13 protein-coding genes and 1 tRNA gene are annotated in these 13,475 nt (G+C 70.1%); 4 read left to right on the top strand and 10 right to left on the bottom strand.

What is annotated here, in order from left to right:
- Window positions 1–58 precede the first annotated feature (58 nt).
- From Q5722_RS09175 to Q5722_RS09160, 4 genes are read right to left on the bottom strand one after another with little or no spacing between them, the layout of a single operon-like run.
- Window positions 59–1,111, bottom strand: a complete 1,053-nt coding sequence (locus tag Q5722_RS09175) for a phosphatase PAP2 family protein (protein WP_305027910.1) — start codon at window positions 1,109–1,111, stop codon at window positions 59–61.
- A gap of 30 nt (window positions 1,112–1,141) precedes the next feature.
- A complete protein-coding gene (locus tag Q5722_RS09170) occupies window positions 1,142–2,167 on the bottom strand; it encodes an ABC transporter ATP-binding protein (protein ID WP_305027909.1) in 1,026 nt (341 codons plus the stop codon).
- 2 nt (window positions 2,168–2,169) lie between these two features.
- On the bottom strand, window positions 2,170–3,822 hold the full coding sequence (locus Q5722_RS09165) for an ABC transporter permease (RefSeq protein WP_305027908.1): 1,653 nt from the start codon (window positions 3,820–3,822) through the stop codon (window positions 2,170–2,172).
- Window positions 3,798–4,904, bottom strand: a complete 1,107-nt coding sequence (locus Q5722_RS09160; protein WP_305027907.1) for a thiamine ABC transporter substrate-binding protein — start codon at window positions 4,902–4,904, stop codon at window positions 3,798–3,800. The genes Q5722_RS09165 and Q5722_RS09160 overlap by 25 nt, the downstream gene beginning before the upstream one ends.
- 168 nt (window positions 4,905–5,072) lie before the next feature.
- Between Q5722_RS09160 and Q5722_RS09155 the strand changes: the two genes are divergently transcribed.
- Window positions 5,073–5,723 carry a hypothetical protein gene (locus Q5722_RS09155; RefSeq protein ID WP_305027906.1) on the top strand — a complete coding sequence of 217 codons (651 nt, stop codon included), beginning with the start codon at window positions 5,073–5,075 and terminating at the stop codon, window positions 5,721–5,723.
- Between the two features lie 27 nt (window positions 5,724–5,750).
- Here the strand turns inward: Q5722_RS09155 and Q5722_RS09150 are convergent, their stop codons facing one another.
- Window positions 5,751–6,362: a hypothetical protein gene (locus tag Q5722_RS09150; RefSeq protein ID WP_305027905.1), complete on the bottom strand. Its 612-nt coding sequence runs from the start codon at window positions 6,360–6,362 to the stop codon at window positions 5,751–5,753.
- Window positions 6,363–6,460: 98 nt separating this feature from the next.
- Here Q5722_RS09150 and Q5722_RS09145 point away from each other — a divergent pair.
- Window positions 6,461–6,536, top strand: a tRNA-Thr gene (locus tag Q5722_RS09145).
- 59 nt (window positions 6,537–6,595) lie between these two features.
- Here Q5722_RS09145 and Q5722_RS09140 read toward each other — a convergent pair.
- From Q5722_RS09140 to Q5722_RS09130, 3 genes are read right to left on the bottom strand one after another with little or no spacing between them, the layout of a single operon-like run.
- Complete coding sequence (locus tag Q5722_RS09140; protein WP_305027904.1) at window positions 6,596–7,687, bottom strand: tyrosine-type recombinase/integrase; 1,092 nt, start codon at window positions 7,685–7,687, stop codon at window positions 6,596–6,598.
- Window positions 7,684–7,848 carry a helix-turn-helix transcriptional regulator gene (locus tag Q5722_RS09135; RefSeq protein WP_131582328.1) on the bottom strand — a complete coding sequence of 55 codons (165 nt, stop codon included), beginning with the start codon at window positions 7,846–7,848 and terminating at the stop codon, window positions 7,684–7,686. The genes Q5722_RS09140 and Q5722_RS09135 overlap by 4 nt, the downstream gene beginning before the upstream one ends.
- Before the next feature lie 38 nt (window positions 7,849–7,886).
- On the bottom strand, window positions 7,887–9,452 hold the full coding sequence (locus Q5722_RS09130) for a replication initiator (protein ID WP_305027903.1): 1,566 nt from the start codon (window positions 9,450–9,452) through the stop codon (window positions 7,887–7,889).
- A gap of 299 nt (window positions 9,453–9,751) precedes the next feature.
- Between Q5722_RS09130 and Q5722_RS09125 the strand changes: the two genes are divergently transcribed.
- On the top strand, window positions 9,752–10,474 hold the full coding sequence (locus Q5722_RS09125) for a helix-turn-helix domain-containing protein (RefSeq protein ID WP_305027902.1): 723 nt from the start codon (window positions 9,752–9,754) through the stop codon (window positions 10,472–10,474).
- Entirely contained in the window at window positions 10,471–11,184 is a 714-nt protein-coding gene (locus Q5722_RS09120; RefSeq protein ID WP_305027901.1) for a hypothetical protein, read from the top strand. The genes Q5722_RS09125 and Q5722_RS09120 overlap by 4 nt, the downstream gene beginning before the upstream one ends.
- 447 nt (window positions 11,185–11,631) lie before the next feature.
- Here the strand turns inward: Q5722_RS09120 and Q5722_RS09115 are convergent, their stop codons facing one another.
- Together Q5722_RS09115 and Q5722_RS09110 are read right to left on the bottom strand one after the other, a co-directional pair.
- Window positions 11,632–12,960: a BilD N-terminal domain-containing protein gene (locus tag Q5722_RS09115; RefSeq protein ID WP_305027900.1), complete on the bottom strand. Its 1,329-nt coding sequence runs from the start codon at window positions 12,958–12,960 to the stop codon at window positions 11,632–11,634.
- A 2-nt stretch (window positions 12,961–12,962) separates the two neighbouring features.
- On the bottom strand, window positions 12,963–13,469 hold the full coding sequence (locus Q5722_RS09110) for a hypothetical protein (protein ID WP_305027899.1): 507 nt from the start codon (window positions 13,467–13,469) through the stop codon (window positions 12,963–12,965).
- Window positions 13,470–13,475: the final 6 nt, after the last annotated feature.

The following is a 13,475-nucleotide window of genomic DNA, read 5'->3' as shown; positions in this document are numbered from 1 at the left end:
GGACCCGGGCCTGTCGGGACAGGACCGGGTCCGGCGTACGGCGAAGGACGAGGCGCGTTCAGTCGTCGTCGACCGGCACGATCGACGAGGTGGTCGTCGGGTGCGACGAGAGGCCGTGGCGGTCGAACTTCTGACCGGAGGCGAGTCCTCCCAGGTAGAAGGAGAGCAGCGCGATCACGATGCCGGCGACGTCGTCGGAGACGTAGTGCCAGCCGAAGTAGAGCGTCGCGACGACGGTGATGCCGAAGTTGACCCACCCGACCCAGTGCACCCAGCGCGTCTTGATCGTGTACTGGACCATCAGCGCCACCAGGAGCGTGATCGCGCAGTGCAGCGAGGCGAACGCCGCCACGGACTGCACCGCATCGACGTCCGCACCCCAGCGCAGGACCGACTCGCGTCCGTTGTAGAGCGAGTTCATCAGCTGGCTCGCGGGCGTGTTGTCGAGGTTGTCGTAGAGCCAGGAGTACTCGAAGCCGGGTCCGACCGACGGGACCAGGTAGTACGACGCCGTGCCGAGCGTCCACGCCAGGACCTGCGAGGTCGCGAACCAGTAGCCGAAGCTGATGTTGCGCGACCACACCAGCCACGCGGCCAGCGCCAGCGGCACCAGCGGCAGGAACCACAGGTAGATGTAGGAGAGGAAGTACGCCACGAAGCTGGTGCCCAGCAGGTCGTGGAGGACGATCGCCGGCTCGTGGCCGAAGAAGAGGAAGCGGTCGATCTCGTGCAGCGGCCGGTCGTAGTCGCGGTCCAGGCCCATCACCTCGGGCAGGAACGACTTGAGGTTCCGGTAGCTCACGTAGGTGACGTAGAAGCAGATGAGTCCCATCAGGACGAGCGTCAGGCGCTCGCGGTTCCAGTGGGAGGTCCAGCGGTCACGGACGATCGGCCACATCAGCGCCGGCTTCAGCCTCGAGTGCCAGAGCACGCGCGGAAGCATGTCGAGCAGGAGGGCACCGCCGACCAGCAACGGCAGGCGCAGCCACGACGGGCCGAGGAAGCCATCGGGGTCGACCAGCTTCTTGTCCAGCGCCAGCGCCGTGATCAGCGCAAGGGCGCCCATCATCGTCGCGACGCCGATGAGGAGTACGTAGGCCCGGCGATGCACGGGCGTCAGTCTAGGGATCAGGACAAGGGTTCACACGATCGGCACGAGCGCGAGCCGTGAGGCATCCGCCACCAGCCGGACGGCAGCGCCCACCGCGGGAGCGTCCGCCAGACCACCGGGCGCGACGGCGTCCAGGACCCCGACGCCCGCGACGTCGACGGAGAGCCGCAGCGTGTCGGGCGTCAGCCGGGCCTCGAGCACACGCCCCTGCAGCGGCCCGTCGGCGTCGACCCGCAGCGCGGAACGCCGCAGCGCGACCGCCGACGCAGCCTCGAGGCTCGTCGCGCCCGAGCCTGCGGGGAGGGTGGCCAGCACCCGGGCGGCCGCGGCGCCGGTCAGGACCGTCGCGTAGCCGAGGAACGCGGCGGCCTCCACGTCGGCCGGACGACGCCAGACCTCGTCGAGCGTGCCCTGCTGCACGAGGTGGCCCGCACGCAGCAGCGCCATCCGGTCCGCGACGGTGAACGCCTCCTCGTGGTCGTGCGTGACGAAGAGCGCCGTCGTGCCCGACGCACGCAGGATCTCGCGCAGGTCGCCCGCGAGGCGCTCGCGCAGGGTCAGGTCGAGGGCCGAGAGCGGCTCGTCGAGGAGCAGCAGCCGCGGCGAGGTCGCGAGCGCGCGGGCCAGGGCGACGCGCTGGCGCTCCCCGCCCGACAGCGTCGCCGGCGAGCGGTCGGCGTACCCGGAGAGGCCGACGAGCTCCAGCAGCTCCGCGACCCGCATGCGCACCTCGCGCCTCGACGTACGACGCAGGCGCAGCGGATAGCCGACGTTGTCGCCGACCGTGCGGTGGGCGAAGAGCTGGCCGTCCTGGAAGAGCAGCGCGAACCCTCGCTTGTACGTCGGCACGCCGGCCAGGTCGCGCCCGTCCCAGGTGACCGTGCCCGACGAGACCGGCTCCAGGCCGGCGACCGCGCGCAGCAGGGTCGACTTGCCGCAGCCCGACGGCCCGAGCACGGCGAGCACCTCCCCGGTGCGGACCTCGAGCGAGACGTCGGCGAGCGCGGGGCGCCCCACCCCGGGGTAGGCCACGGAGACCGACGAGAGCGACAGCACGGTCAGAACCCTCCCACGCCCGGCACGCGCAGCCGCTCCACCACCAGCAGGACACCGGCCGTGAGGCCGGCGAGCACCAGGGACGCCGCCAGCGCCATGCCGTAGTGCCCGGTGCCCGGGTGGCTGAGCAGGCGGTAGATGATCACCGGCAGGGTCGGGGCGTCCTCGCGCACCAGGAACGAGGTCGCACCGAACTCGCCGAGCGAGACCGCGAAGGCGAAGCCGGCCGCTGCCAGCAGCGGCTTCCAGACGACCGCGAGGTCGATCGTGGCGAGCACCCGCAGCGGCCCGGCCCCGAGCGAGGCCGCAGCCTGCCGCTGGCGGTCGTCGATGCCCGCGAGCACCGGCACGACCGTGCGGACGACGAGGGGCAGGGCGACCAGCGCCTGGGCGATGGGCACCAGCAGGGGCCAGGAGCGCAGGTCGATCGGCGGGTGGTCGAGCGTCACCAGGAACCCGAACCCGAGGGTCACCGCGGACACCCCGAGCGGGAGCATGAAGAGGCCGTCGAGCAACGCCCGGATCCGGCGTTCGGCCGCGCCGCGGGAGCGACGGGTGACCAGGACGGCGATGACCAGGCCGAGGCCGACGGACATCCAGGTCGCGTCGAGTGCAGTGGCCAGGGAGGTGCGGAGCGCTTCCGTCACCGGGACGGCGCCGTCGGTCACCGTGCGCAGCGCCCGGAAGTTGGCGAGCGACCAGGCGCCGTCGACGCGGAGCGACCCGACGACGAGCGCTCCCAGCGGAAGCAGCACGAGAGCGGCGGCGACCAGGGTCAGCGCGGCAGCCGGGAGGTCCGCGCGGTGCGGCCGCCGTGCTGCCAAGGGACGGCGCTCGACCGGCGCCGTCGCCCGGGCGCGATGGGCGACGGCGAGCAGGACGACCACGACGAGCAGCTGGAGGATCGACAGCGCCGCGGCCCCCTGCAGGTCGAACAGGTCGGTGGTCAGGAGGTAGATCTCGGTCTCGACCGTCGCGTAGCGCAGGCCGCCCAGCACGAGCACCAGCCCGAACGCGGTGGCGCAGAACAGGAAGACGACGCTCGCCGCCGACACGATCGCCGGCCGGAGCGCAGGCAGCGTGACGTCGCGCAGCACGCGCACGGGGCCCGCTCCGAGCGCCGCCGCCGCCTCGCCCGCGCGCGGGTCGAGGGCCTCCCAGGCAGGCCCGACCGTGCGGACCACGACGGCGAGGTTGAAGAAGACCAGCGCCGCGATGATGGCAGCGGGGGTGCCGCCCCAGCCGAGCTTCCCGAGCAGGCCCTGGTCGGCGAGCAGGTTGTCGAACGTGAGGCCGACCACGACGGTCGGCAGGACGAACGGCATCACCAGCACCAGCCGCAGCAGGCGGCGCCCCGGAAACCGCAGCCGGTAGCAGACGTACGCCGCGGGCAGGCCGAGCAGCAGCGTCACCGCCGTGCCGACGGCCGCCGACCAGAGGGTGAACCAGAGGACCCGAAGCGTGCGCTCGCGATGCAGCACGTCGAGCGCCCCCGAGGCGTCGAAGGACCCGTGGGGCCACAGCCCCAGCGAGAGCATCCCGCCGACCGGCAGCAGGAAGGAGAGGCCGAGGACGAGGAGGGGTCCGGCGGCCAGGCCGAGGAGCGCAGCCGGCCGCCCGACCGCCCGGCTCAGCGGCTGGTGACGTCGCGCCACTCGGCGAGCCACTCCTGGCGGTGCTCCGCCAGCTCGTCGGCGTCGAAGGTGTAGACGCGGCTGGGCTGGTGGGCGTGACGAGCCCAGGCGTCGGGCAGCGGCGTGCCCGTGGCGACCGGGAACATGTACATGCTGTCGGGCAGGGCAGCCTGGACCTCGGGCGAGACCAGGAAGTCGACAAGCTCGCGCGCGCCCGCCGGGTTGGCGGCGTTGTTGAGGACACCGGCGTACTCGACCTGCTGGATGCAGGTGTCCAGGAGCGCGGCCGTCGTCGACTCGCCGGTCCTGTCGTCGACGGTGAACGCCGGCGAGGTGTCGTAGGAGACGACGATCGGACGCTTGCCGCCGCCCTCCCCCGCGGTGAAGCCGCCGTAGTAGGCGTCGCTCCAGTCCTTGGCGATGTCAGCACCGTTCTTCACCAGGCGGGACCAGTAGCCGGTCCAGTCGTCGCCGAACTGGTCCATCGTCGCGAGCATGAAGAGCAGCCCGGTCGTCGAGCCCGTGGCGCCCGGCAGGACGGTGAGGTCCTTGTACTTCGGGAGGGTGAGGTCCTCCAGGGTCGCGGGCGGCTCGATCTTGTGCTGGGTGAACCACGGGAGGTCGACGTTGACGCACACCGCGCCGTGGTCGACCGGGGTCAGCCAGTCCTTGTCAGCGGCACCCTTGAGCTTGTACTGCGCGGCTCCGTCGGGCAGCTTCGCCTCGTAGTCGGCGAAGACCCCCTGCTGGAGGTCGAAGGCGGCCGAGCCGTTGTCCACCCCGTAGGCGACGTCGCCGAGCGGGTGCTCCTTGGTGAGCGCGAGCTGCGTCGGCAGGCCGTCCTCGATCTTGCTGACCTTGAGCTTGAGGCCCGTGTCGGTCTCGAACTTCTTCAGCAGCGCAGCCGGCAGCGCGAAGTCACCGTGCGTCACCAGGGTGACCGTCGACCCGGGGACGGCGGACCCGCTCGCGGAGGGGAGCTCGCTGCCCGTGCCCTGCGGGCCCTTCTCCTTGCCGGTCAGGCTGCACGCGGACAGCGCGAGGCTGGCGGCCGTGAGGACGGCGGCGGTGCTGACGGCGAGGCGGCGGTCGAGGCGGGGCATGGAAGCGGCTCCTTCAAGCGGTGTCGGCACAGGCTATCGCCGGACACCGACGACGCGGCGGAGTCTCCCACCCTTCGCCTTGAGGCGTGTCACCCCGCGGCGCAGACTGGAAGGAGGGCGGGCCGCGCGGCGCGAGCCCTCCCCCGCCAATCAGTGGAGATGGTTCCGGTGGACACACTCATCGCAGGTGCACGCGCGACCCACGACGTCCTGGCCGAGCGCCTGGAGCAGGCCGCCTCGACGGACCCCGAGCGCAATGACCCGCGCTCGCGCTACCCGGTCACCGACACCTTCCTGGCCAGCGCCAGCAGGCACGTCAACGCCGCGGTCGGCGTCCTGGTGCCGGCCGCACGCAAGAGGCTCCCGGACGGCGCCGACCGCGGCCAGGAGCTGGTCCGGCAGGTGCGACGACTCGAGGCGGCGATGGCGCAGGTGAAGGCGCGCCTGTACGGCTCGACGTACGCGATCGGGCGGACGTGGTCGTCGGTGTGGGACGACACCCGCGCCGAGCTGGCCGCGACCCGCGAGCTCGAGGAGGCACTGTGCCGCGAGCTCGACGCGCACCGCGAGCCGGGCGACCCGGACTGGACCGAGCGGCTCTACCACGCCGAGCTGCGCGCACCCACGCGACCGCACCCGTACGTGCCGCACCAGGGAGTCGGCGGCCGGCTCGCACGGAGGGTGGCACTGCGGGTCGACCAGTTCTGGGACATGGCCGAGGGCCGCATGGCACCGGAGCCGATCCGGCACCACGACCGGTCGCACGACGGGCTGATCACCCAGTACCTCCTCGCCGACCCGCACTTCGACGACGAGTGAGCCCGGACCGGCCGGACTACGGCCGGACTAGAAGGACACGTCCGGGTAGGCGATCTTCACGCAGTCGATGAACGACCGCGTGGCCGCGTTCTCCGTCACCCTGGCCGTGAGCTGGCTGAGCATCACGTCGTGCGCGGCCTTCGGGTCGGCCTTGTCGAGGCAGGTGGCGACCTTCGCCCAGTCGGCGTCGCTGCGGCCGTACTTCGGAGCGATCTCCGCGACGCCGGCCCGGGTCACGCCGAGCATGTAGGCGTCGAGGTCGAGGCAGCCGTCGAACGCCGTGATCCACTTCTCGGCGTCCTCGGCCGGCACCGCCTCCGGAGCCGACGAGTAGACATAGGTGTTGCTGAGGACGCGCAGGTCCATCAGGTCCTTCACGCTGAACGCCGAGAGCAGGGCGTCGCTGATGCACCTCGACTCCGACGAGCTGACCAGGGGCGTCGCGCTGCCACCCGGGTCGTTCTCCTTGTAGATGCCGCGTGCGAGCTCGACCTTGACGGTGGGCGTCATGTCGGCCGGGCTCGGGCTGACCACCGCATCGGGCTCGTCGCCACCGCCGCAGCCGGCGAGGGCGGCCGTGCCCACGAGGGCGAGGACGGTCACGGATCGGGCGATCTGGCGGCGTACGACGGAGGGCACGACGGCGACTGTAGCCCTCGTTTAGCCACACAGGCCCCGCGTCCGTATACTTCCCGCGTTGCCTATGGCGAGTCGACTCCGTCGCGTCGCCGGCACGGGCCGCCTTAGCTCAGCTGGTAGAGCAGCTCACTCGTAATGAGCAGGTCGTCAGTTCGAATCTGACAGGTGGCTCCAGACCGAGAACCCCGCCCCACCTGCAGGAACTCCTGCGAACCGGGCGGGGTTTTCGCTTGTCATTCCGACCCCCGGACCTCTGACGCACCCCCGGCGCACCCCAGCCCCCTGGAATCGGCGTTCAGACGGTCGAGTCCGGCCCGGTCAGCACCGGTGCCGAGGTGGCGGATGTAGATGTTCGTCGTGCCGATCGAGGCGTGCCCCATCCACGCTTGGACGGTCGCCGGATCGACGCCCTTGTTGAGCCACAGGCACGCCGCGGTGTGCCGCAGGTCGTGGACGCGTCGGCCCTGTCCGGTGACCGGCCAGTTCGTCGTACGCCGGAACGGCGTGGCGTGCAGTTGTGCCCCGGCATCGGTGGTGAAGAGCAGGTCGTTCGGCCCCTTCTCCATGGCGAACGCCTCGATGATCGACAGGATCCGGTCGGCGACCGGCACCCTGCGAACGCGACGGCCCTTGGTCTGCTTCACCCCGACGCCTTCCGGCGCGGCCCGCTCCACAACGAGTAGTGGCAGCGGCACCCGGATGAAGTCGCGCACCCGGATCGCGCGCAGCTCCGACCAGCGCAGCCCGGTCCACCCCGCAACGAGCACCACGCGGGAGAGCTGCACGTTGCGCTCGGCCACGGCTGCGACGACCTCCTCGAGCTCGTCCTCCGAGAACGGATACATCTCGACCGTCGGCCGGGTCTGCCGTGGCACCTTCGTGCGCGTCACCGGGTTGGTCAGGACGATCCGCTCGCGGACGCACCAGCCGAAGAACGCCGACAGCGACGCGCGGAACCGCTCGACCGAGGACTCCGCAAGGCCGCGCTGCGACAGGGCGACCAGTGCCCGCTGCACCTCGCGGTCGGTGATCGCGGAGACGTACATGGCACCGATCGCCACCGGCACCAGCCGGACCAGATCCTTGTCCGAGCGATACGTGCGCGCGGAGACCGACGCCTTGCGGACCTCGAGCCACTCCGGGAGCAGGTCGCGGACCCGTTGCCGGCCGGCGCGCGGGTCCACTCCCCCGGCGATCGCTGCCCGCTCCCGCATCACCCACGACACCGCTTCGCGTCGGGTGTCGAACGTCCGTGAGGCGACCTGGGTGCGGCCGACCTTGACCTGCCCCCGCCAGCGGCCGTTGGGAGTCTTGCGGACGGTCACACCGACAGACCTTCCAGCCACGCCATCACGTCGTCCTCGCGGTAGCGGGGCGAGCCCTGGCTGATCCAGTAGACCTTCGGCCCGATCCCGGTTGCCCGCCAGCGCGACAGCGTGGACGGCGAGACCTGGAGCCGCTTGGCCACCTCGCTGGTGGTCAGCATGAACGTCAGGCCTTCTGCGTTTCCTTCTGGCTTCTTCATCACCGTGTTCCCTTCTCCGAGTTGTTGTGGGTGGTCCTGCGCTCCGCTGCTTCCTCACGGGCGTACTCGCGCGCTGCGGCTGCCGAGGCGATGGCGAGGGTGGTCTGCGCGTCGTTGGCCCAGCCGGTGCCGGCGTACTGCCACTCGGCGATCACGACGGTGGTCTCGTCCTCGACGGCCTCCTTGGCGTAGAGCTCGGCTTCCCGGGCGGCGAGGTCGAGCACTTCACCGGTACGGCGGGCCTGCTCCTCGAGGATGCGGACCCGCTGCCGCGCTCTCCGAAGTTGGGTGCGGGTCAGGCCCCAGACGTGGGACTTGCTGGCGAAGTGGCCGTGATAGCCCAGCTCGTGCGCCCAGCGGGACATCTCGCCGTAGCGCGGCGGCGTCTCGCCTCGGGCACACCAATCCTCGGCGGCGTCGCGGGTCCGCTCGGCGAGTGCGTAGGCGGTGGCGCGGAGCCGCTGGAAGTGGTCGTTCTGCTTGGCGTCGTCCGACGCCGCCTTGGAGGCGTACTTGGCGACGTACTTCGCCACCTGGTTCGCAGTGAGCGGTCCGTCGGGGTCGTCCACGCGGCTTCCGGGATGAACGGTGCGGACGTCGATCTGGGCTCCGAACGCGAGGACTCGACGTACGTCGTCGGGGGTTGCGCCGGGCACTTCGAGCCGGACCGAGGCGGCGGCTTCCTTGATCAGCTCACAGAGGACGACGGCGTCGATGCCGGCCGGGGCGGGCTCGTAGCCGCGGGTGGTCTTCGGGCCGTCGAGACGGAGCAGGCCGTGGAAGTGGATCGCGCCGCGGGCCTGGAGCTCGGCGACCTTGCCGTACTGCACGCACGCGTGCTCGGTGACCTTCGAGCCGGGCACTCCGAGGTGCTTGGCGACGGCGCGCTTGATGGCCATGTTGAACCGCTGCCACAGCTCACCGGCGTGCCACTGCCAGATCAGGTGAGAGGTGTAGTCGTAGCAGTCGCGGCACAGCGGCTGCCCGAGGAGTTCGTCGTCCTCAGCGTGATGGCGGTGGCAGCCGAGCGGGCGTCCGTGCTCGCACTCACCCCGGCGGGGTCGGCAGGCCCCGGCGTCGCGCCGGCCATGGACTGCGCCGAAGGACGGGGCGGTGAAGGTCGCGAAGACCATCGGGTTCTCAGTCACCCGGTCGGGGACGGTGCGGCCGCCGCAGATGCCGGTCTTGATCAGCCAGTAGGTGTCGCCGGCGTAGACCCACGCGCAGGCCGGACACTTCGACGTACGACGGTTGCCGCACGGGACGTAGACGACCCCGAGCTCCTGGTCCTTGCTCGCAAACGACGAGACCACCTCCCCGGTGGCGGCGTCGACCCGCATCGAGGAGCCGACAAGCCTGATCGGATGCGAGCAGCCACCGACCTTGGCCAGGGCATCGGCGAAGTCGCCGACCGACTGGGAGCGGAGCTGCTCGAGGAACCGGTCCTGCTCGGTGTGGCTCAGTCGCGGGAGGTCGGGGATGGCATCGCCGGCGAGGCCGGGCAGCGCATCGGGCAGCAACCGCGGCAGCAGGGCGACCACGTCGCTGCGAGATCGAACGCCCATCGCGTGCCACCACCCTCCGAGTCGACTAGCCAGTGCATGCACCAGCACGGTGCAACCAGCGTGCGACAAGCTCGGATTTAGTGCCCCGAAAACTTTTCGGGGGTCCCCGCCCTTGTAGCAACGCTGAGAGTCGGTTTCGAACGGCAGAAAGCACCGTTAAGCAACAACCAGCGCCAACCCGTACTGATCGTGATGGTGCGCGTCTGATCGATCTGCTTGTGGATAACCGCCCGAACGGCTCGACTGGCCTCGCCCGTCGGCCATTTCATAAACCTAACGAAAGCGTTAGCATTATGAACATGGCTCAGCTCTCGGTACGACAGGCAGCGGAACGCCTCGGCGTCTCCGAGGGCCGCGTACGCCAGCGCATCGACGCCGGCCAGATCCGGGCCGAGAAGATCGGCGGGCGCTGGCTGGTCGACCTGCCCCCAGGTCCCGCACCTCGCCCTCAGCGCGGCCGACCCGTCGACCCGCGATCGGTTTGGGCGAGCCTGCTCGAGCTCGACGTCGACCCCGTCATCGACGACCCTGCGTCACGCGACGCAGAGCCACTGCGCGAGCGCGCACAGCGAATCAGCGCTTCGTCCCACTGGCGCGCTGTCGGACGCATTCGACGGGCACTGGTCGACCGCGACCACGCGGATCTCTTCGCCTGGCTCAGCTGGCGCGGTGACCGTCTCGAACTGTCGGCCGCGCCGGCAGATCTGGCCGGCCTTCGCAGGGATCCACTGATCCTGCTCTCGGGACTGTCGGTGGAGCAGAGCAGCATGGAGGACATGTCGCTCGTCGAGGGGTACGTCGCCAGTCACGACGTCGAACCGCTGGTCGCGCGCCACTGGCTCGAGGACCCGCGACCCGCGGAGCGGCCCAACGTGATCCTCCACGCTGCTCCCGAGCGCCCACTGCGCCTGAGCCGCCTCCTACTGGCTGCCGACCTGGCCGAACACGGCGGTCCCCGCGAGTTGGCCCGCGCGCATGAACTCGTCGGCGAGGTCGCAACCGAGATCGGCGGCAACGCGTGATCGTCCTGCCGCCGATGGCCCCTGCCCAGGAAGCCGCCTGGCACGCGCTGCTGGACCTCCACGAGCGGCACCCCGCCGGCTGGACCCTCATCGGCGGCCAGCTGGTCCACCTCCACTGCGCCGAACGGAACTACTCACCGCAACGAGCGACCGAGGACGCCGACGCTGTCGTGAACGCCCGTGAGCCAGAGGTGTTGGGCGCGGTCACCTCTGCCCTGCTGGATCTTGGCTTCGTTGCGTCACCCAGCGCCGAAGGCATCCAGCACCGCTGGCGCCACGGAGCCGCCGTCCTCGACGTACTGATTCCCGAAGGCATCGGCGAACGCGCAGCCAAGCGGCCCAGCGCGAGCGGCTTCCCTACGATCAGCGCGCCCGGCGGGACCCAGGCACTGGCACGCTCCGAGGCCGTCGAGGTCTCCGTCGCCGGCCGACAAGGCTACGTGAATCGACCCGTCCTACTAAGCGCGATGATCCTCAAGGCCGCCGCACGCCTCGAAACCACAAGCCCAGGACGCGACCGCCACTGCTACGACTTCGCCGCGCTGGCCTCATGCCTGGCCGCCGCGGACGTGTCCGCCGTCGAGGTGACCAAGAAGGACAAGTCCCGGCTCGCCAACATGTACGTCGCCACCGTCGAGACTGTCGGCGCTCTCGAGACCCACCCCGGCGCGATCCGCCGTCTGGACCGCCTCATGACTGCGCTCGCCTGACCCAAGGCGGAATCCAGTCGGATCACACCGTGCATTGTGAGTGCCTTGGAAGCCAGGTCAGGAGGCTGGATCCCAGCGAGTCCAGGAGGTCGTCACCCCAGATGGTCAGGGTCTGCTGCCAGGGGTGACCAAAGGTTCCAAGGGCGCCCACGTCTCGTCGTAGTCGATGGCGACCCATGTGTTGCCCGACGGTTCAAAGGGTCACGCTAGGGGGGCCTTGCAACGCGATCCAGACGCTGCAAATTCGCACGGCTCAGCCGCGGTCATTACGCCCAGAAGTACGCTCCCCGGGGGCGACGGCCGGTGTGGCTAGGTAAGCATCTCGATGGCGGACGTACATCGAAGAGCCTCCATACTGCGGCGATGCAGAACCCGGCGAAGGTGCCGACTTCGATGTCGCCAACGACCTGTATCGCCACGCATCGCGACTGCGCTCCTGCGACAGGTTCAGATTCCTAGGGCGGCCACGTGTGCGAACGGGACGGCGAGGCATTCGCCGGTTACAGCTCGCGCCGGAGCGAGGCGTCCAACGTCGTACGCAAGGGCGGCGGTCGGATTGGCGCCGTGCAGGAGCCGGAGCGGTTCGGCGACAGCCAGGCATGCAGCCACTACGCCAACAAACGGAACCGCCACGGCCTTGTCGGCGAGAAGGACGTGCCCACACGCTTGCTCGCCCGCCTCGGAGTAGGCCTTCATCTCCAGGGTCGCGTCACGGCGGGCGGTGGTCGGTTCGTTCTGCCAGGCGGCGAGTTCGCTTGAGCGTCCGGCGGCGGGGAAAGTATGGAGGCTGATGCCTGTGAAGTCGGTGGGCCCGGCTCCGAGGCCGACGTCAACGGTGTAGTCCCAACCGACGGCGGACAGGTGTCGGCGTGGGGCGAGCTTGTCGACGCCGACGAGAGCGAGACCGGGCTCGTCCTCGCTCCGCCGCTGGTCGGCATTGAGGGGGCGTTCGACGAGTCGGGTCTGGAAGCCAACGGTTTCGAGGGCATGGGCGACGACGCGGGTCTTCAGGCGTCGCTCGTCCGGGTCCGTGACGAAGACGCTGGTCGAGTGATTGGCGTCGCTGACCCGGTCGTAGTCCTGAAGGTAGAAGGTCACCTCGGTCGGGTCGGCGTAAGGCAACGCGCGGATGCACCAAGCGTATGCCTGTCCAAGGTGTCCAAGTCCGACGAGCCACGCTTCACTCGGAAGCCGGGTCAGCCGAGGACCGGTGACGGTGCCGGTTCGGTCCCACAGGTTCAGTGTCCGGACACGGTGCGTCGCGGAGAGTTCGCCGAGAACTTGTTGGAAGCATTCGGCGACAGCGAGCGCTGCGGCCGCAATGGGCGCCAGCGGCATGGTGTTGTCCTCGGCAAGCCGGGTCGCGTTAGGGCTGACACGCGCGAGCCATGCGGCCCACGTGACTTGCAGTCCGTGTCCGGTTGAGTGGCCGTCGCCGATGACGATGCCCACCCGTGACGGGTCCGACACGGTGACGATGTTGGCGCCACACTCGACGAGGGCTTCGGCGAGTGTGCAGGAGTAGCCAGGGGTCAGACAGCGACTATCGGCGACATCGCCTTCCACGATGACATCGATGGGTGCCATGAACGCGCGGTGAGCGGTCTGAACGACGGTGAGGGCCGCGATGTGGTGCGCGCCAGTGACCAAGTCGGCACCAAGGACGAGCTGCGGTCGGGACGCCGCCAGGATACTCGCGGCTTCGTCGAAGCCTGCGAGGCCGCTGTCGGTAAGCGCCTTCGCGGCCCGGGAGTACTGGTCGGGGTTCGGAACCATGGTCAACGCCGCCACCCCCGGACGAGCCGCAGCGCATGGTAGGCAAGCAGGGCCACAGACGGGACCACCCGCACAACGGTTCGCCGGTTGCCCGGAAGTACTTCGGTCCACCGGTGACCACCCTGGTACACGTGGACCCCGAATTCCTCGAGGTTCGTGCGGCGCCCGTATTCGGGAGCGATGAGAGCGATGTGCCCGGGCGTGGAAATCATCGGGTTCGTTTCGTCGATGCGTGATTGACCGACCCACTCCCCGGGATGAGTGTGAATGTCGGCAACTACCCGCAGCCCACGTGTGGCGCAGAGTTCCCAGAGTCGGGTGAAACCGGCGCTTGCGAAGGTGATGCCGCCGGTGAGGCAATTGGCGTCGAGGTCGTCGTAGTAGGCGACGTGTTCGACGACGGATTCGCCCGGTCGGGCGAGCAGGAAGGCGCCCGATTCGCGCCACTCCTCGCCCCGCCGCTGAAGCTCGGCCAACAGGCCCCGCCACATCGAGCGCGACATGACCACGCCAGG

Source organism: Nocardioides jiangxiensis (assembly GCF_030580915.1).
Classification (GTDB): domain Bacteria; phylum Actinomycetota; class Actinomycetes; order Propionibacteriales; family Nocardioidaceae; genus Nocardioides; species Nocardioides jiangxiensis.
The sequence above is the reverse complement of the archived record's forward strand: the minus strand, read 5'-3'. Positions and strand labels throughout refer to the sequence as shown.